Here is an 18,039-nt window from a genome sequence, read left to right on the forward strand (position 1 = left end):
CTGATCGGGGCGGGCACCTGCTTGGTCCTGCGCATGATATTCGCCGGGGCGGTGGGCGTGGGAGCACCCCGCGACTGACCCGCCCGCCTCGCGCCCGGGCCTGGCTGTGCGCCGGGCCCGGGCGCGGCACTTTCGTCCTCAGGCTCAGGGAGCGGGATCCCCCTCGCAAGCCCCCGCGTAGTCGGCGGTGGGCGCGATCGGCGTGATGATGTCGATCAGGACACCGGCCGGGGCCGCCACGACGAAGTGGCGTCGGCCTGAGTGCTCGCCACGGGAGCGGAGTTCCGGTCGTCGCGCACACGTACCGCGTACCACGTGCGCCCTGGCGACGAGAGCACAAAGCCGAGGTTCCGGTTCCAGGAGGCCCGTCCGGGGCGCCGCCGGTACGCGAGCGGCGGCGCAGGACAGCCATGGCGCCGCACGTCAGGCCCCGCGGGCCCGCACCAACGCCTCCAGCAACCCCCGGCGGTCGTGGGTGGCGATGAGGAGCGAGGCCCCTTCGAGGGTGTCCACCGCCAGCTCCTCCATGCCCATCGGGATCCCCCAGGCCCCGCCCACCAGCCTCGGCCGGGTCATGCCGTTGCTCCGGCGCCGCAGCTCCCTCGCCTCCTCGGGGGAGAGGGAGGCCAGGTACGCCCTGAACTCCGCCGGACCAGGCTCGCGTTCGGCCTGCGCCAGGGAGGAGGGGCTCAGGGAGGCGACCGCGATCCGCTCACGGCCGACCCGCAGCTCCCCGCCCTCCAGCCGGATGCGGTGGTAGAGGTACTTGGAGAGCGGCACCGCCAGCAGGCAGACGAGCAGCAGCAGCGACATGCCGCAGACCACCAGCCAGACGGTGAGGTCGCCCGGCAGGAGCTGGAACCCCTGGTACGCGACCCAGACGGCGTAGCCGGCAAGGCAGACCCGCGTCCAGGTCCGGGGCGGGTTCTCGGCGTAGGTCACGGAAAGGTCCACCGAGGGGGCTTCCGGGGACGGGCGCTGACCTGGCTGCTCCATGGCGGGGACTCCTGTGCCGGCCGGGCGGACGGGGAGCGCTCAGCGTACGAACAGTCCGTGGCGGGGCGGTACCCGCCCCGGCCGGGGCCGCCTGCGAGCGTCCCCTCCTCCGGCGACCCCCTCAGTCACGACGAGGAGGTCGGCAGGTCCGGGAACGAGTGATGCTCGTGGGCGATCGCCCAGCGCCCGTGCTCCTTGCGGAGGCCCAGGGTCAGCCGCAGGCGGAACCCCGGGCACTCGGCCAGCTCCTCCGGAGTGCCGCAGCGCAGGAGGGCGTGGGCGAAGGCGACGTCCTCGCCCGCCGTGATGCTGGGGCGGCGTCTGCCGCTTCCGTCCTCTCTGCACTCCGACGGGATGGAGATGGTGCCGTCCGATCTGTTCGCCCTCGTCGGCGAAGCGGGCGGCGTGGAGCAGCTCGAAGCGTGGTTCACGGCTCACTGGGGCGGACCGGGCCGCCGGGAGGGCGGAGTGGGCGGCCTGTCTCAGCGGGCAGTGGGCCTGGAACACGGAGCCGGGCCGCAGCACCCCCGGCGAGGTCATCGCCGAGGTGCTGGGCGTCGCGGAGGCGGGGCTGCCCCGCTGAGCAGGGGGCGGCCCCGGGGGGTCAGCGGTTGATCGCCTGGATCTCCTGGACGGTCACGGCCTGGTCCGCGCCGAACGTGCCGTCGGGCAGGGGCTGTTCCTCGGCGACGCCGGTGCCCGTCCAGTGGATCTTCCAGGTGATGGTGGCCTGGAGCTGGAAGGTGCCGTCGCCGGAGGAGCGGAGGTAGGTGACGCCGCACGGCGGGGTGCGGTCGGCCTTGCCCTTGGCGTAGGGCTCGCCGATGCGTCCGTCGGTGATGGCGCACTCGCCGGAGCCGGGGTGGAGCTCGGCGTCGGCGGTGCCGGGCTCGATGCGCAGGGAGACGGGCTCGGCGGTGGTGGTGGCCTCCATACCCAGCAGAAGCACGGAGGCGGTGACCGAGACGGGCTTGAAGGTCGCGCCGTCCAGCCAGGCCCAGGTGGGCAGGTTGACCTTGGTCTCCACCTCGGGGGCGAGGCTCACCTCGGTGGAGGGGACGCGCAGTTCGGCGTAGGCGAGCTGGGCGAGCATCTCCGGGGTGATGGCCTGGGGGATGTCGGCGGGCGGGTCGTCGTCGGTGTCGACCCAGAAGTACGGCTCCTGGCAGTCGAGGGCGCCGGGGTCACCGATCCGGCCGTCGGGGATGAAGCCGTCCCACCAGTACCCCTCGCCCTCCTTCTCCTTGTTGAAGTCCTTGTAGGGGTTGCCGTTGACGTAGCGGTCGCGCTGTGCGGCGTCCCACTCGGGGCCGGTGGACTCGGCCTCCCAGATGGGCTCCAGCTCGGCCTTCAGCTCGTCGGGGCCGAGGGCGGGGGCGTAGTAGCAGGCCGGTGGCGTCCAGTCGGTGGCGGAGACGACCGGTCCCGCCGCCTGTCCGGAGCCGTTCTTGGAGTGGTCGTAGACGACGGCTCCGGCGGAGGCGTTGATGGTGCCGTCGTCGCCGCTGCCGCCGCCGACCTCCCCCTCCGAGCCGCTGTCGCCGCCGGGCACGATGTCGGCCCAGGCGGGCGCGGAGCCCGCGAGGAGGAGGAGGGCCGCGGCCAGCGCGACCCCTCTGAACTTTCTGCCTATGGCTGGCACTGCTTACTCCCCCGTGTGGAAACGATCTGCGAGGTCTGCCACGTCCCGGCGCCGTTCAGGTCGAGCCGGGTGTTGTAGAAGACGTAACTGTTCTTGCTGACCGGTGTTTTGCTGACCTTGTCGGTCTTGGCGTCCTTGCTGAAACCCTTGCTCTCGTCGGCGCAGAAGGAGAGCGTGGCGGCCTTCTTGCCGTCGAGGGCGACCTTGCGGTCGTAGTAACGGACCTCGCCGGTTACGGTCGCCTCGGCCTTCTCGAACTGGGCGACCCAACTGGCCGCCGCCTCCAGCGCCTTGCCGGTGTTGTAGTGGCCGAGGACGCTCTCGGGCGCGGTGCCCGCGATGACCGCGTTGACCCCGCGCATCCGCTCGGCGCTGTCGGCCAGCACCGCGTCCTTCACGGCGTCGCCGGTCTCGCCGCCCTCGAACGTCATGGTCAGGTCGGCCGGAAGCTCGATCTTCGGCCGGTCCGGGTCCGCCTTCGGGGAGGCGGTGGGGGAGCCGGACTCCTCGCCGCCCTCCTGCCCGGCGCCCGCGATCGGCTTGTCGCCCCCGCCATCGGAGCCCTCGCCCCCGCAGGCGGAGAGGGAGAGTCCGGCAGCGACGGCCAGCGCGGTCACGGCGAGAGGGATGGGGCGGCGGTTCACGGTCGGCTCCCGGAGGGACGAGGACGAAACCTGGGTGGCTGAGAAGGGACCGGGCCCGCGGGGCGGACGGCGGCCGGATCGGCGGGTACTGCGGCGCACGCGCGAGCCGCACGGGCGGCCGAAACCAACCTAGCGGCAGGAGACTTGGTGCCACCAGAGCCGTCCCGCACGGGTGCGCGCCCGCACCCTGTCGCTGGAGGGGACGTACGCCGTCGGCCGCCGGTTCCCCGGACCGTCGCCACCCCCTCCCCCTCCCGGCCGACCCCTACTGAGGTTAGGCTTACCTGAACGCCGACCGGTGCGGCCCTGCCCGAGCCCCTGCCCGGGCCCTGCCCGCACCCCGCACGGCCGTGGACGACGCACCGAGGAACAGGACCAAGGACGCCGAGGGAAGGCCCCGTCTCATGACCACCACGCCCACCGCTCCCGCCCGTACGCCCTTCCGGTTCTTCGGCGTGGAGGTACGCGGCACCCGCCGCCTCTCCCCCTCGCTGGTGCGGGTCACCTTCGGCGGCGAGGAGCTGGCGCTCTTCGAGTCGGGCGGCCGGGACCAGAGCCTCTCCCTGTTCCTGCCGCACCCCGGACAGCGCGAGCCGCGCGTGCCCGTGGAGGCGGGCGAGAACTGGTGGGCGGCGTTCCGGGCGATGCCCGAGGAGGAGCGGGCGGTGATGCGCTCGTACACGGTGCGGGCGCAGCGGCGGGCCGACGACGGGACGACCGAGATCGACGTGGACTTCGCGCTGCACGGCGACAGCGGACCGGCCTGCCGGTGGGCGGCGCACGCGCTGCCCGGCGACCGGGCCGTGGTGCTGGGCCCGGCGGTGACGGACAACGTGTCGGTGCGGTTCCGGCTGCCCGATTCGGCCGACTGGGCGCTGATGTGGGCCGACCCGACCTCGCTCCCGGCCACCGAGGCGATCCTGGAGTGGCTGCCCGCCGGGTTCCCGGTGCGGCTCTGGATCGAGGTGCCGCACGCCGCCGACCGGCGCGAGCTGGCCACGGCGGCCGACGCCGAGATCACCTGGCTGGTCGCGGACGAGGGCGCCCCCTCGGCGGCCGAGGCGGTCCGCGCGGCCGAGCTGCCCGCCGGTGAGCCGTACGTCTGGATCGCCGGTGAGGCGGGCCGGATGCGGACGCTCCGCCGCCACCTGGTGGGCGAGCGCGGTATCGACCGGCGCGCGGTGACCTTCGTCGGGTACTGGCGGGAGGGCGCGAGCGAGGAGCAGTTGCGGGCGGAGGCGCTGGCCTCGGCGACGCGGCGTACGGCCTGAGCGGTTCCGGCCCCGCCTGCCCCGAAGAGGGCGGGCGGGGCCGTTTGCCGTCCGCGTGACTGACGGCACGTCAGGTATGCACACCTTCTCCACGCGCCCACCGCAAACTCCGAACACCCGAGCAAGGGGCGCGAATGCGGACACTTCCGCCGCGATCGAGACCGGAACGTGAACGCCTTACGGCCAACGGCTGTGCATCCGGCCACAGTTGACGGAAATGACCCCCTGTGGACAGCGCGAGATGGAGATTAGGTTAGGCTCACCTAAGTTCATCGCCCCAGCGTGGTGCTCACCCCCCAGGAGCATCACCAGCCCCCTCACCGGGAGGACCGCTCATGAGTCTCCTCGCGCCCAGGTCTCACCTGCTGAACGACCTGAACGTGGAGGCGTACCGTCGCTCCGTCACCGAAGGTGTCGAGCGCGTGGCCGCTCAGTTGGCAGGTACCACCAGCCCGTTCACGGGTGTCACCCCGGCCGCGCTCGCCCCCGTGGTCGACGCCGTCGACCTCGACCGCCCGCTCGGCGACACCGCCGCCGCGCTGGACGAGCTGACCGACGTGTACCTGCGCGACGCCGTCTACTTCCACCACCCCCGCTACCTCGCCCACCTCAACTGCCCGGTCGTCATCCCGGCCGTGGTCGGCGAGGCGGTCCTCTCCGCGGTCAACTCCTCCCTGGACACGTGGGACCAGTCGGCCGGCGGCACCCTCATCGAGCGGCGCCTCATCGACTGGACGGCGGGGCGGATCGGGCTCGGCGAGGGCGCCGACGGCGTCTTCACCAGCGGCGGCTCGCAGTCCAACCTCCAGGCGATGCTGCTCGCCCGCGAGGAGGCCAAGGCCGCGCACCCCACCCAGCTGCGCGTCTTCACCTCCGACGTCAGCCACTTCAGCGTCCGCAAGTCGGCGACGCTGCTCGGCCTCGGTCCGGACGCGGTGGTGACCATCCCCACCGACCGCGAGCGCCGCATGCGGATCGAGGTCCTCGCCGCCGAGCTGCGCCGCTGCGAGGCCGAGGGCCTGGTCCCGATGGCGGTCGTCGGCACCGCGGGCACCACCGACTTCGGTTCGATCGACCCGCTGCCGGAGATCGCCGAACTCTGCGCCCGCCACAACACGTGGATGCACGTCGACGCCGCCTACGGCTGCGGCCTGCTCGTCTCCCCCACCCGGCGCGGGCAGCTCACCGGGATCGAGCACGCGGACTCGGTCACCGTCGACTACCACAAGTCCTTCTTCCAGCCGGTGAGTTCCTCCGCCCTGCTGGTCCGGGACGGCGCCACGCTGCGGCACGCCACGTACCACGCGGAGTACCTCAACCCGCGCCGGGCCGCCGAGGAGCGCATCCCCAACCAGGTGGACAAGTCGCTCCAGACCACCCGCCGCTTCGACGCCCTGAAACTGTGGATGACGCTGCGCGTGATGGGCGCCGACGGCCTCGGCCAGCTCTTCGACGAGGTCTGCGACCTCGCCGGCGAGGGCTGGGAGCTGCTCGTCGCCGACCCGCGCTTCGACGTCGTCGTGGAGCCCTCGCTCTCCACCCTGGTCTTCCGCTACCTGCCGGAGCAGCCCACCGACCCGGCGCAGATCGACCGCGCCAACCTGTACGCCCGCAAGGCCCTCTTCGCCTCCGGTGACGCCGTCGTGGCGGGCACCAAGGTCGACGGGCGGCACTACCTCAAGTTCACCCTTCTCAACCCCGAGACGAAGGCGTCCGACATCGCCGCCGTCCTCGACCTCATAGCCGGCCACGCCGAGCAGTACCTGGGAGAGTCCCTTGTCCACGCCTCTTGAGCGATCGTCCCGCCCCGCCCCCGCCGACAGCACGGCGCCCCGCACCGAGCCGCTGGACCTCCTCGGCATCGGCCTGGGCCCGTTCAACCTCGGCCTGGCCTGCCTCGCCGAGCCGCTGGACGAGGTCGACGCGCTCTTCCTGGAGACGAAGCCGGACTTCGACTGGCACTCCGGCATGTTCCTGGACGGCGCCCACCTCCAGACGCCGTTCATGTCGGACCTGGTCACCCTCGCCGACCCGACCTCGCCGTACTCGTTCCTCAACTACCTGAAGGAGTCCGGTCGGCTCTACTCCTTCTACATCCGGGAGAACTTCTACCCGCTGCGGACCGAGTACAACGACTACTGCCGCTGGGCGGCCGCCCGCCTCAGCTCGGTGCGCTTCTCCACCACGGTCACCGAGGTGACGTACGACGAGCAGAGCGCGCTCTACACCGTCACCACCGACCAGGGCGACACCTACCGCGCCCGCCACCTGGCCCTGGGCACCGGCACCCCGCCGTACGTCCCCGAGCCGTGCCGGGGCCTCGGCGGCGACATGCTGCACAACTCCCGCTACCTGGAGCACAAGGCGGCCCTGCAGGCGAAGAAGTCGATCACCCTGGTCGGCAGCGGCCAGAGCGCGGCGGAGATCTACTACGACCTGCTCGCCGAGATCGACGTCCACGGCTACCAGCTCAACTGGGTCACCCGCTCGCCCCGGTTCTTCCCGCTGGAGTACACCAAGCTCACGCTGGAGATGACCTCCCCGGAGTACATCGACTACTTCCACGCACTGCCCGAGGAGACCCGGTACGGCCTGGAGCAGAAGCAGAAGAACCTCTTCAAGGGCATCGACGGCGAACTCATCAACGCCATCTTCGACCTGCTCTACGAGAAGAACGTGCGCGGCCCCGTCCCCACCCGGCTGCTCACCAACACCGCGCTGAAGTCGGCCGCCTGGGACCAGTCCGAGGGGACGTACACCCTCGGCCTGCGCCAGGAGGAGCAGGGCAAGGAGTTCGAGCTCAGCTCCGAGGGCCTGGTCCTGGCCACCGGCTACCAGTACCGCACCCCCGACTTCCTGGAGCCGGTCCGCGACCGCATCCGCTGGGACGGGCGCGGCCGGTTCGACATCGCCCGCAACTACAGCATCGACACCACCGGGCGCGGCATCTTCGTGCAGAACGCCGGAGTCCACACCCACGCCCTCACCTCCCCCGACCTGGGCATGGGCGCCTACCGCAACTCCGTGATCCTGCGCGAGCTGCTGGGCACCGCCCCCTACGCCGTGGAGAAGTCGATCGCCTTCCAGGAGTTCTCCGTATGACCACCCCCCGCACCGCGAAAGTCCGCCCCGACCGGCTCGCGATACGCCCCCTCGACCTCGACGCCGACGCCGGCCTGGTGCACGGCTGGGTCACCCACCCGAAATCCGCCTTCTGGCTGATGCAGGGGCTCGGCGTGGACGAGGTCCGCACCGAGTACGCCGCCATCGCCGCCCACCCGCACCACGACGCCTTCATCGGGCTGTACGAGGAGTCCCCGGCCTTCCTCATGGAGCGGTACGACCCCGCCCACGTGGAGCTGGCCGGGCTGTACGAGGCGCGGCCCGGCGATGTCGGCATGCACTTCCTGTGCGCCCCGACGGACACGCCGCTGCACGGTTTCACCCGCGCGGTGATCTTCGCGGTGATGGAGTACCTCTTCGCCGACCCGGACACCGTCCGCGTCGTGGTCGAGCCCGACGTCCGCAACGCGGCCGTCCACGCGCTCAACGAGGCCGTCGGCTTCGAGATCGTCGAGAAGATCGCCAAGCCGGAGAAGGAGGCGTACCTGAGCGTCTGCACCCGGGACGCCTTCGAGGCGGCGAGAAAAGCACACGCGGGGGACGAGAAGCAGAAGGAGGAGGCCGGACGATGAGTGAGACCACTCCGACCGACCAGCTCGCCGCCCCCACCGCGCACCTCACCCCGGAGCTGTGGGCCGCCGCCGGGCGCCACCTGGTACGCAAGGGCCTCGCCGAGTTCTCCCACGAGCGGCTGCTGACGCCCGAGCCGCTGCCCGGCGCCGAGCCGGACGCGGACGGGCGGACCGCCCACCGGGTGGTGGCCGACGACGGCGTGACCGAGTACCGGTTCGCGGCGAAACTGCTGTCCCTGGACCACTGGGACATCGCCGCCGACTCGATCACCCGGCACGGCGAGGGGGGCGCCGAACTGCCGCTGGACGCACTCGACTTCATCCTCGACCTGCGGACCGCGCTCGGTATCGGCGACGCGATCCTCCCGGTCTACCTGGAGGAGGTCTCCTCCACCCTCTCCGGCGCCGCGTGGAAACTGGCCCAGGCCCGCCCGAGCGCGGCCGAGCTGGCGCGCGCCGGCTTCCAGGCGATCGAGACGGGGATGACCGAGGGCCACCCCTGCTTCGTCGCCAACAACGGGCGGATCGGCTTCGACGTCCGCGAGTACCACCAGTACGCCCCCGAGACGGCCTCACCCGTCCGGCTGCTCTGGCTCGCGGCCCGCCGCGACCGGTCGACCTTCACCAGCGGGGCCGGGCTCGACTACGACACCCTGGTCAAGGGCGAGCTGGAACCGGCGACGCTGGCGCGGTTCGCCGCCACCCTGGCCGACCAGGGCCTGGACCTGGCCGACTACCACCTGCTGCCGGTCCACCCCTGGCAGTGGTGGAACAAGCTGTCCGTCTCCTTCGCCGCCGAGGTGGCCCAGCAGCGCCTGGTCCTGCTCGGCGAGGGCGACGACGCCTACCTGGCACAGCAGTCGATCCGTACCTTCTTCAACACCAGCCACCCCGACAAGCACTACGTGAAGACCGCGATGTCGGTGCTGAACATGGGCTTCATGCGGGGCCTGTCGGCCGCCTACATGGAGGCGACCCCGGCGATCAACGACTGGCTGGCGCAGCTCATCGCGGGCGACGAGGTCTTCCGCGCCGCCCGGTTCTCGATCATCCGGGAGCGGGCCGCGATCGGCTACCACCACCGGCAGTACGAGCGGGCCACCGACCGGTACTCGCCGTACCGGAAAATGCTGGCCGCGCTCTGGCGGGAGAGCCCGGTGCCGACCCTCGGCGAGGGGCAGCGGCTGGCCACCATGGCCTCCCTGCTGCACACCGACGCCGACGGCGCCTCGCTGGCGGGCGCGCTGATCGCCGAGTCGCGGCTGGCACCCGAGGTGTGGCTGCGCCGCTACCTGGACGCGTACCTCACGCCCGTGCTGCACTCCTTCTACCAGTACGACCTGGTGTACATGCCGCACGGCGAGAACGTCATCCTCGTCATCGAGGACGGCGCGGTGGACCGGGTGATCTTCAAGGACATCGCCGAGGAGATCGCCGTCATGGACCCGGACGCGGTGCTGCCGCCGTCCGTGGAGCGCATCAAGGCCGAGGTGCCGGAGGAGATGAAACTCCTCTCGATCTTCACCGACGTCTTCGACTGCTACCTGCGCTTCCTCAACGCCGCCCTGGCCGGCGAGGGCGTCCTGGACGAGGACACCTTCTGGCGGACGGCGGCCGAGACCGTCCGGGCGTACCAGGAGTCCATGCCGCAGCTGGCCGACAAGTTCGCCCAGTACGACATGTTCGCGCCCACCTTCGCGCTCTCCTGCCTCAACCGGCTCCAGCTGCGCAACAACCAGCAGATGGTCGACCTGGCCGATCCCTCGGGCGCCCTCCAGCTCGTCGGCGACCTGGTCAACCCCCTCGCGGGCCGCTGAGCCCGCGTCCCCGCGCCACGGCGGGCGCCACCCGGGTACGGTCCCCGGGCGGCGCCCGCCGTTCCGTTCGTACCGACCCGGTGGGTGCGCGGGCCGGGGCGGGGCCGTACGGCGAGCCGGTACTGAGAGAATCTGCCGCATGGCGGAGATCACGCAGCGGGACGGTTCCTGGAGCTACGACGACGGGCGGATACGGATCGTGCCGGGCGCCAAGGCCCACCCGGTGCGGCAGGTGCTCGGCGAGGTGGTGGTGCCGCTGGCGGCGGTCGCCGGGGTCACCTTCGAGCGGGACCGCAAGGGCGGGCGGCTCAGGCTGCGCCTGCGTGACGGGGCCTGCCCGGTGGTGCGGGCCGCCGACGGGCGGCTGCCCGAGGGCGCGGACCCGTACCGGCTGGTGGTCGAGGCGGGCCGGGAGGACCTGGCCGAGTACTTCGTGGCGGAGGTGCGCCAGGCGCTGCTGCTGGAGCAGCTCCCCGAGGGCCCGGTGGACCGGTTCCTGCTGCCCGGCCCCGCCCTGCCGGTCTCGGGCGGCGGCGGGGACGGCACGGCCGCCTTCGACGGGCGCGAGGTGCGGCTGACCTGGAACTGGAAGGGCAAGGAGGCGAAGACCTCCGGCGGGCCGACCACCCTGCCGCTCGCCGGCCTCACCGGGGTCTCCTGGGTCCCCGCCCAGGGCCTGGAGAACGGCTACCTGCGCTTCCTGACCCGCTCCGGCGGCGGCAAGGCGGTGGCCGCCGAGCACGACCCGCACGCCCTGGACCTGTGGGGCCTGTCGAAGAAGGAGCACACCGCGGTCCTGGTGGCGGCGGCGGTCCTGGTGGCGCTGGAGGCCCGGGGCGCTCCCCAGGAGGAGCCCGCCCGGCTCGCCAAGGGCGAGGCTCCCGAGGAGCTGCCGGCGGCGCCCGCCGCCCCGGCCGCCCCCGCCGACGACCCGGACGCCCTGTTGCGCCGCCTGCGGGAGCTGGGCGAGCTGCACCGGGACGGGGTGCTGACGGACGAGGAGTTCAGCCTCGCCAAGCAGGCGGTGCTGCGGCGGTTGTGACCGGCCCCCGGCGCCCGCCCCGCCACCGCAGCCGCTGGAATCCCCCATTCCGCCCCACTTCCCCCTCGCCCGTGCCCGATATCGGGCAGGAATGTTGCGAAACCCTGCCGCGCGACCCAGTATCGACCCGTGCTCGAACGCCGTACGACCCATGACGACCTCATCGACCACCTGGTCCGCTCCACGCCGCTGAGCCGCGGCGAGGCCGGCCGGGTGGTCATGGACGTCCTGGCGTACTTCGACGAGACGACCGAGGAGTGCGTCCGCCGCCGCCACCGCGAACTCCAGGCCCAAGGCCTGGGCAACGCGGAGATCTTCGAGCGGATCGCCGAGGAGCTGCCGCGCAGAGCCGTGGCACCCCCGGCGCTCTCCCTGCGCCAGCTGCGGCGCATCGTCTACGGCTGACCGGCATTCCCGGCAGCCCCCGGCACCCTCATGCCGGGACCGTCGAGCACCCGAGCGGGCCCACCGGCCCGTCGGCACACGTCCAGGAGGGGTGAAACCTATGTGCGGAATCGTGGGATACATCGGCCGTCGCGACGACGTCGCGCCGCTGCTGCTGGAAGGCCTCCAGCGACTGGAGTACCGGGGTTACGACTCGGCCGGCATCGCCATCCACAGCAAGTCGGGCGCCAAGTCGACCGGGCTGAAGTCGGTCAAGGCCAAGGGCCGCGTCCGCGACCTGGAGGCCAAGGTCCCCGCCCGCTTCAAGGGGAGCGTCGGTATCGCGCACACCCGCTGGGCCACCCACGGCGCCCCGAACGACGAGAACGCCCACCCGCACCTGGACGCCGAGTCCAAGGTCGCCGTCGTCCACAACGGCATCTTCGACAACGCCTCCGACCTGCGCGCCCGGCTCACCGCCGACGGCGTGGTCTTCCTCTCGGAGACCGACACCGAGGTCCTCGCCCACCTCATCGGCCGCTCCGAGGCCGACACCCTGGAGGGCAAGGTCCGCGAGGCCGTCGGCCAGATCGAGGGCACCTACGGCGTCGCCGTGCTGCACGCCGACTTCCCCGACCGGATCGTCGTCGCCCGCAACGGCTCGCCGGTCGTCCTCGGCATCGGCGAGAAGGAGATGTTCGTCGCCTCCGACGTCGCCGCGCTGGTCTCCCACACCCGCCAGGTCGTCACCCTGGACGACGGCGAGATGGCCACCCTCAAGGCCGACGACTTCCGGACCTACACCACCGAGGGCTCGCGCACCTCCGCCACGCCCACCACCGTGGAGTACGAGGCCGAGTCCTGGGACATGGGCGGCCACGACACGTACATGCACAAGGAGATCTGCGAGCAGGCCGAGGCGGTCGACCGCGTGCTGCGCGGCCGGATCGACGACCGGTTCTCCACCGTGCACCTCGGCGGGCTCAACCTCGACGCCCGTGAGGCGCGCGGCGTCCGCCGGATCAAGATCCTCGGCTGCGGCACCTCGTACCACGCGGGCCAGATCGGCGCGCAGCTCATCGAGGAGCTGGCCCGCATCCCCGCCGACGCCGAACCGGCCTCCGAGTTCCGCTACCGCAACCCGGTGGTGGACCCGGACACGCTCTACATCGCCGTCTCGCAGTCCGGTGAGACCTACGACGTGCTCGCCGCCGTGCAGGAGCTGAAGCGCAAGGGCGCCCGCGTCCTCGGCGTGGTCAACGTGGTCGGCTCGGCCATCGCCCGCGAGGCCGACGGCGGGCTGTACGTGCACGCCGGGCCCGAGGTCTGCGTGGTCTCCACCAAGTGCTTCACCAACACCGTGGTCGCCTTCGGTCTGCTCGCCCTCCACCTGGGCCGCACCCGCGACCTGTCGGTGGCCGACGGCAAGCGGATCATCGCCGGTCTGCGCAAGCTGCCCGAGCAGATCGCCGACATCCTCTCCCGCGAGGACGAGATCGAGAAGCTGGCCGAGGAGTTCACCGAGGCCCGCTCGATGCTCTTCATCGGCCGGGTGCGCGGCTACCCGGTGGCCCGCGAGGCCTCACTGAAGCTCAAGGAGGTCTCGTACATCCACGCCGAGGCCTACCCGGCCTCCGAGCTGAAGCACGGCCCGCTCGCCCTGATCGAGCCGGCCATGCCGACCGTGGCGATCGTCCCCGACGACGACCTGCTGGAGAAGAACCGCGCGGCGCTGGAGGAGATCAAGGCCCGCGAGGGCAAGATCCTCGCCGTCGCCCACGGCGAGCAGGAGAAGGCCGACCACACCATCGTGGTGCCGAAGAACGAGGACGAGCTCGACCCGATCCTGATGGGCATCCCGCTCCAGCTGCTGGCGTACCACACGGCGCTGAAGCTGGGCCGCGACATCGACAAGCCGCGCAACCTGGCGAAGTCCGTCACGGTCGAGTAGCCCGCGCCCGGAGCCACACGGCGCCGCCTGAGTCCGGCCGGCCGCTCGCGGGAGCGGTCGGCCGGAACGGGCGGCGACCGCGCGCGGCGGGCGGCCACCCCTGGTGGACCGGTCGGCCCGGGCCCCGGTGACCGCCACGGTCCGCGCGCCGCACGGTCCGGGCCCGCCCCCGGTCCCGCCGCCCCGTCGGCCGTCACTCCCACGTCGGCGGCGAACGTCGGGCCGCCGCGGCACGCGCGAGGACCCGGCGGGGGGAGAACTACCCGGCGAGGCGGGCCCGCACCCGTGTACGGGCCCGAAAGGCCGCACTGAGTACGCCGGTTGCCCCGGATTCCGGTACGGCTCAGGGGATGACGACGACCGGCCGCCGCGCCCGCCGGGCCAGCCGCCCGGCGACCGAGCCGAAGAGCCGCCCGACCATGCCCTGGCTGGAGCCCACCACGATGGCGTCGGCCTCGTACTCGATGCCGACCTCCTCCAGCTCGTGGCAGATGTCGCCGCCGCGCTCGACCAGGATCCACGGGACGTCGCCGAGGTACTCGGCGCAGGCCAGCTCAAGCCCCAGCACCTCGGTGCGGTGGTCGGGGACGTCGACGAAGACGGGTGGCTCGCAGCCCGCCCACACGGTGGTGGGCAGCCGGTTGGCCACGTGGACGATGATCAGGCCCGAGCCGGAGCGACGGGCCATGCCGATCGCGTAGGCGAGGGCGCGCTCGCTGGATGTCGAGCCGTCGAAGCCCACGACGACGCCGTGCCGGAAGGCCGGATCGCAGGGCTGACGTGTTTCTTCCGCCGCCAGGGGCTGGGCCGAGGGATCGGCCACCTGCCGCTTGCGGTCCGCTGATTCAAAGGATTCGTGACCGGCCATCGGTGTCTCGGCGGGAAGGTCCTCGTGGGGGAGGGACGGCTGACGAAAGGAGTACCGGCTCCGGGGGGAACCCCGGCTCCGGAGGTCGAACGGCGGTACCGGTGGCGCCCGGGGGGAACGACGGCCGGCCGGTGGACCGGCCCGCTGTGTCCGGGAAGCATCTTCCCAACCACTCGCCCCAAGGGTACGGCGCCACTACTCCCGCGGTCAGACCTTGCTCGGCCCGTACCCAGAAGACGCCCGACCCATGCGCCGCTCTCGCGGACCGGCGCACGCCTCCCGCCGGGACGGGCCCGAACCGGCCCGTTACGGCCGCCCGGGCGCCACCGCCGGGCGGCGCGCTGGACGGAGCATGCCGGAGCGGCGCTCCGATCGCAACGGCCGGCCGGCCCCGCCGCCCGGGGGACACGGGGTCCCCGGGGCGGCCCAGCCGGACCCCTCCGGGAGTGACCCGGGCGCGCGCGGGGCGTTGAAGGGAGTACCCGCCGTCCCTGGGAGCACCCCGTGCCCGTCCCTCGCGCCCCTCTCCCCCACCCCGCCGCCCGGCCGCCCCTCCGGCAGGGCGGCCCGGCGGCGCCGGGACGCGGCACGCGGGCGCCGGAGGCCGCCTGTGGGGCCGCGGGAGCCCATCAGGGCCGTTCCGGGCGGCGACCCGCCTCCGCGGCGTCCCACGCCGCCTGCGCGCCCGCCGCCTCCACCGCGGCGCGGGGCGCCGCGGGCCGGAGCTCCTCGGCCGATCCGATGAGCGCGGCCGTGGGGTGGGCGGCGTTCGGCTGCGTCCTCGCGCCGGTGGTCCTCGTCGTCTACGGGGCGTCGGCGGGCGGGGCGTTCTGGGTGGCGCCGGTCCTGGCCGCGGTGACCGGGATCTGCCGGCTGCTGTTGCGCCGGTCGGAGCGGAGCGCGGGGGACCCGGGCGCGCCCCGGCGGGGGTCGCTCCCAGGTGACGGGGCAGGGGCGCACGGGGGCGGTCGGCGGCGCGTTTTTCGTACGCCGGAGGACTGACCGGTTCGCACGCACGCGCCCGTATGTTTTCAGCCAAGTTGACGAACCGTTGCACCAGGGTGGGTGGACCCCCGTCACCCCCGGCACGACCTGCGGCGAAAGGGTCACGCGGCGGCCGCGCACCCTACGGGGACCGGCCACCCGCCGCAGACGCACTTCCCAGTCGCGCCCTGGAGTGCGACGCTTCGTGATCGAATGCTTCACGCCACGTTGCCTTGTCGACATTCCGGCGTCTGCTCAACTGGTCACGGTGGCACCACGGGACACAGTAGATTCGATCATGACTGTCTTATGGCGGGGGACACGCGCAGGACCGAGGGGAAACGTGCAGGAGCGACAGATCCGACAGGACTGGAGTGACACGGCCACCGAGGGGGGCTTAGCGACATGAGCCACGACTCCACCGTCACGGCGGACCTCGCGGGCCGCAAACTCTCCGGGCGGCGCCGCAAGGAGATCGTCGCGGTTCTCCTCTTCAGCGGCGGCCCCATCTTCGAGAGTTCCATCCCGCTCTCCGTCTTCGGCATCGACCGCCAGGACGCCGGCGTGCCGCGCTACCGGCTGCTGGTCTGCGCCGGCGAGGACGGACCGCTGCGGACCACCGGCGGACTCGAACTGACGGCGCCTCAGGGCCTGGAGGCCCTCTCCCGGGCCGGGACGGTGGTGGTGCCCGCCTGGCGGTCCATCACCTCGCCCCCGCCCGCCGCCGCGCTGGACGCGCTGCGCCGCGCGCACGAGGAGGGCGCGCGCATCGTCGGGCTGTGCACCGGCGCGTTCGTCCTGGCCGCCGCCGGACTGCTGGACGGCAGGCCCGCGACGACCCACTGGATGTACGCGCCGACGCTGGCCAAGCGCTATCCCTCGGTCCACGTCGACCCGCGGGAGCTCTTCGTCGACGACGGCGACGTGCTCACCTCCGCGGGCACCGCCGCCGGGATCGACCTCTGCCTGCACATCGTCCGCACCGACCACGGCAGCGAGGCCGCGGGCGCCCTGGCGCGCCGCCTGGTCGTGCCGCCGCGCCGGGCGGGCGGGCAGGAGCGCTACCTCGACAGGTCTTTACCTGAGGAGATCGGCGCCGACCCGCTGGCCGAGGTCGTCGCCTGGGCGCTGGAGCACCTCCACGAGCAGTTCGACGTGGAGACGCTGGCCGCGCGTGCGTACATGAGCCGCCGGACCTTCGACCGGCGTTTCCGCTCGCTGACCGGCAGCGCCCCGCTCCAGTGGCTGATCACCCAGCGCGTCCTGCAGGCGCAGCGTCTGCTGGAGACCTCCGACTACTCGGTGGACGAGGTCGCCGGCCGCTGCGGCTTCCGGTCGCCGGTCGCCCTGCGCGGGCACTTCCGCCGCCAGCTCGGCTCCTCCCCCGCCGCGTACCGGGCCGCCTACCGTGCCCGCCGTCCGCAGCAGGAGCAGCGGCCCGAGCCGGTGCAGCCCACGCAGCCGGTGCAGGTCTTCGACGGGCCGGTCCCGCCGCAGCTGCGGCGGACGCCGCAGGGAGTGGGCGCCCATGGCCATCCGGACCCGGGCAGAGGGGGTCCGGACACCTACATCCAGGGACGCACGGCACTCCCCGGCCCGCGAGAGCGCCCGCTAGGCGGTGTCTGAGAATCCCGCACGGCGTCCGCGGCGTCCGGCAGCCCTCTCGCCGCGCCGGGCGAAGGCCGAGTAGCTCCGCTACGAGGACCTTCGTCCGGCGCACCGGGAGCAGGCACCGGGCGCCGCGGACACCGCACAGGGTTTCCCGGACGCCCCCTATAGGCTGACACGTATGAACGACCGCATGGTGTGGATCGACTGCGAGATGACCGGGCTCTCGCTGGCGGACGACGCACTCATCGAGGTGGCCGCACTGGTCACCGACTCGGAACTGAACGTGCTCGGCGACGGCGTGGACATCGTGATCCGCCCGCCGGACGAGGCGCTGGAGACCATGCCCGAGGTGGTGCGCAGGATGCACACCACCTCGGGGCTCCTCGCCGAGCTGGCCGACGGCACCACCCTGGCCGACGCCGAGGCGCAGGTCCTCGCGTACGTCCGCGAGCACGTCAAGGAGCCCGGCAAGGCGCCGCTGTGCGGGAACTCGGTCGGCACCGACCGCGGCTTCCTCGCCCGCGACATGGCGGCGCTGGAGGAGTACCTCCACTACCGCATCGTGGACGTCTCCTCGGTGAAGGAGCTGGCCCGCCGGTGGTACCCGCGGGCGTACTTCAACAGCCCCGACAAGAGCGGCAACCACCGGGCGCTGGCCGACATCCGCGAGTCCATCGCCGAGCTGCGCTACTACCGCGAGGCGATCTTCGTGCCGCAGCCCGGCCCGGACTCCGACACCGCCAAGGCCATCGCGGCCCAGCACGTGCTGACCTCGGAATAAGGCCCCGCGCAGCCGCCGGAAAAAGGTGGGCGCGAGCACCCCCTCGGACCCTGTACACTTTTTCTCGGCCGGTCGGAAACGACCGGACGCGGTGGGTGTAGCTCAGTTGGTAGAGCACCTGGTTGTGGTCCAGGTGGCCGCGGGTTCAAGTCCCGTCACTCACCCTGTGGCCTCGAGCCCCCGACCTGAGAGATCAGGTCGGGGGCTCGAGGCGTTCCCGGGCCGGCCCCGCCCGTGCGGACCGTGCTGCCGCCCGGCCACCGATGGGCGCGGACGCCCCGAAGCCCCCTCCCAGCCCCCGTACTCCCCGCGCGCCGCCGCCCGATCCACGTCACAGTGGGGAGCAGGCGTGA

General features: G+C 72.7%; 14 protein-coding genes, 1 tRNA gene and 1 pseudogene. 11 read left to right on the forward strand and 5 right to left on the reverse strand.

Annotated elements, in window-relative coordinates; translation table 11 throughout:
• Positions 1-423 precede the first annotated feature (423 nt).
• From ACFWMZ_RS00005 to ACFWMZ_RS00020, 4 genes and pseudogenes are all read right to left on the reverse strand, one after another.
• Positions 424-996 carry a hypothetical protein gene (locus tag ACFWMZ_RS00005; protein WP_383177109.1) on the reverse strand — a complete coding sequence of 191 codons (573 nt, stop codon included), beginning with the start codon at positions 994-996 and terminating at the stop codon, positions 424-426.
• Between the two features lie 125 nt (positions 997-1,121).
• Positions 1,122-1,304, reverse strand: a pseudogene (locus ACFWMZ_RS00010) (nuclear transport factor 2 family protein); the annotation flags it as partial.
• A 296-nt stretch (positions 1,305-1,600) separates the two neighbouring features.
• Positions 1,601-2,638, reverse strand: coding sequence for a hypothetical protein (locus tag ACFWMZ_RS00015; RefSeq protein WP_383198856.1), 1,038 nt, complete (start codon positions 2,636-2,638; stop codon positions 1,601-1,603).
• Entirely contained in the window at positions 2,626-3,282 is a 657-nt protein-coding gene (locus ACFWMZ_RS00020) for a hypothetical protein (RefSeq protein ID WP_383177103.1), read from the reverse strand. Before ACFWMZ_RS00020 ends, ACFWMZ_RS00015 begins: the two co-directional genes overlap by 13 nt.
• Before the next feature lie 404 nt (positions 3,283-3,686).
• Here ACFWMZ_RS00020 and ACFWMZ_RS00025 point away from each other — a divergent pair, with 404 nt between their 5' ends.
• The 8 genes from ACFWMZ_RS00025 (at position 3,687) to glmS (ending at position 13,442) form a co-directional block, all read left to right on the forward strand.
• Positions 3,687-4,553, forward strand: a complete 867-nt coding sequence (locus ACFWMZ_RS00025; RefSeq protein WP_383177100.1) for a siderophore-interacting protein — start codon at positions 3,687-3,689, stop codon at positions 4,551-4,553.
• 335 nt (positions 4,554-4,888) lie between these two features.
• Positions 4,889-6,346, forward strand: a complete 1,458-nt coding sequence (locus ACFWMZ_RS00030; protein ID WP_383198858.1) for a pyridoxal phosphate-dependent decarboxylase family protein — start codon at positions 4,889-4,891, stop codon at positions 6,344-6,346.
• Positions 6,330-7,655, forward strand: coding sequence for a lysine N(6)-hydroxylase/L-ornithine N(5)-oxygenase family protein (locus ACFWMZ_RS00035; protein WP_383177094.1), 1,326 nt, complete (start codon positions 6,330-6,332; stop codon positions 7,653-7,655). The genes ACFWMZ_RS00030 and ACFWMZ_RS00035 overlap by 17 nt, the downstream gene beginning before the upstream one ends.
• Positions 7,652-8,248 carry a GNAT family N-acetyltransferase gene (locus tag ACFWMZ_RS00040; RefSeq protein ID WP_383177092.1) on the forward strand — a complete coding sequence of 199 codons (597 nt, stop codon included), beginning with the start codon at positions 7,652-7,654 and terminating at the stop codon, positions 8,246-8,248. Before ACFWMZ_RS00035 ends, ACFWMZ_RS00040 begins: the two co-directional genes overlap by 4 nt.
• A complete protein-coding gene (locus ACFWMZ_RS00045; RefSeq protein ID WP_383177088.1) occupies positions 8,245-10,065 on the forward strand; it encodes an IucA/IucC family protein in 1,821 nt (606 codons plus the stop codon). The genes ACFWMZ_RS00040 and ACFWMZ_RS00045 overlap by 4 nt, the downstream gene beginning before the upstream one ends.
• Positions 10,066-10,204: 139 nt before the next feature.
• Positions 10,205-11,107 carry a DUF4429 domain-containing protein gene (locus ACFWMZ_RS00050; protein ID WP_383177085.1) on the forward strand — a complete coding sequence of 301 codons (903 nt, stop codon included), beginning with the start codon at positions 10,205-10,207 and terminating at the stop codon, positions 11,105-11,107.
• A 129-nt stretch (positions 11,108-11,236) separates the two neighbouring features.
• The gene (locus tag ACFWMZ_RS00055) at positions 11,237-11,512 is read left to right on the forward strand and encodes a hypothetical protein (protein ID WP_383177082.1); all 276 of its coding nucleotides are present in this window, start codon (positions 11,237-11,239) and stop codon (positions 11,510-11,512) included.
• 100 nt (positions 11,513-11,612) lie between these two features.
• Positions 11,613-13,442, forward strand: coding sequence for a glutamine--fructose-6-phosphate transaminase (isomerizing) (gene glmS, locus ACFWMZ_RS00060; RefSeq protein WP_383198860.1), 1,830 nt, complete (start codon positions 11,613-11,615; stop codon positions 13,440-13,442).
• 343 nt (positions 13,443-13,785) lie between these two features.
• On the opposite strand, the gene ACFWMZ_RS00065 is transcribed toward glmS, so the two are convergent.
• Complete coding sequence (locus ACFWMZ_RS00065; RefSeq protein WP_383177076.1) at positions 13,786-14,310, reverse strand: universal stress protein; 525 nt, start codon at positions 14,308-14,310, stop codon at positions 13,786-13,788.
• 1,389 nt (positions 14,311-15,699) lie between these two features.
• Here ACFWMZ_RS00065 and ACFWMZ_RS00070 point away from each other — a divergent pair.
• The 3 genes from ACFWMZ_RS00070 to ACFWMZ_RS00080 all read left to right on the forward strand — a co-directional run bounded on the left by ACFWMZ_RS00070 (position 15,700) and on the right by ACFWMZ_RS00080 (position 17,850).
• Positions 15,700-16,920 carry a helix-turn-helix domain-containing protein gene (locus tag ACFWMZ_RS00070; protein ID WP_383177073.1) on the forward strand — a complete coding sequence of 407 codons (1,221 nt, stop codon included), beginning with the start codon at positions 15,700-15,702 and terminating at the stop codon, positions 16,918-16,920.
• 163 nt (positions 16,921-17,083) lie between these two features.
• Positions 17,084-17,686: an oligoribonuclease gene (gene orn, locus ACFWMZ_RS00075; RefSeq protein WP_383177070.1), complete on the forward strand. Its 603-nt coding sequence runs from the start codon at positions 17,084-17,086 to the stop codon at positions 17,684-17,686.
• A 91-nt stretch (positions 17,687-17,777) separates the two neighbouring features.
• Positions 17,778-17,850 (forward strand) — tRNA-His (locus ACFWMZ_RS00080).
• Positions 17,851-18,039 lie beyond the last annotated feature (189 nt).

The organism is Streptomyces sp. NPDC058373 (assembly GCF_042723275.1).
GTDB lineage: Bacteria > Actinomycetota > Actinomycetes > Streptomycetales > Streptomycetaceae > Streptomyces.

What these genes read in the sequence shown, in the direction of transcription:
- ACFWMZ_RS00070 (WP_383177073.1), top strand. Translation starts at nt 15,700, where the DNA reads ATGAGCCACGACTCCACCGTCACGGCGGACCTCGCGGGCCGCAAACTC.
- ACFWMZ_RS00065 (WP_383177076.1), bottom strand. Translation starts at nt 14,310, where the DNA reads ATGGCCGGTCACGAATCCTTTGAATCAGCGGACCGCAAGCGGCAGGTG.
- orn (WP_383177070.1), top strand. Translation starts at nt 17,084, where the DNA reads ATGAACGACCGCATGGTGTGGATCGACTGCGAGATGACCGGGCTCTCG.
- ACFWMZ_RS00025 (WP_383177100.1), top strand. Translation starts at nt 3,687, where the DNA reads ATGACCACCACGCCCACCGCTCCCGCCCGTACGCCCTTCCGGTTCTTC.
- ACFWMZ_RS00050 (WP_383177085.1), top strand. Translation starts at nt 10,205, where the DNA reads ATGGCGGAGATCACGCAGCGGGACGGTTCCTGGAGCTACGACGACGGG.
- ACFWMZ_RS00040 (WP_383177092.1), top strand. Translation starts at nt 7,652, where the DNA reads ATGACCACCCCCCGCACCGCGAAAGTCCGCCCCGACCGGCTCGCGATA.
- ACFWMZ_RS00005 (WP_383177109.1), bottom strand. Translation starts at nt 996, where the DNA reads ATGGAGCAGCCAGGTCAGCGCCCGTCCCCGGAAGCCCCCTCGGTGGAC.
- ACFWMZ_RS00045 (WP_383177088.1), top strand. Translation starts at nt 8,245, where the DNA reads ATGAGTGAGACCACTCCGACCGACCAGCTCGCCGCCCCCACCGCGCAC.
- ACFWMZ_RS00030 (WP_383198858.1), top strand. Translation starts at nt 4,889, where the DNA reads ATGAGTCTCCTCGCGCCCAGGTCTCACCTGCTGAACGACCTGAACGTG.
- glmS (WP_383198860.1), top strand. Translation starts at nt 11,613, where the DNA reads ATGTGCGGAATCGTGGGATACATCGGCCGTCGCGACGACGTCGCGCCG.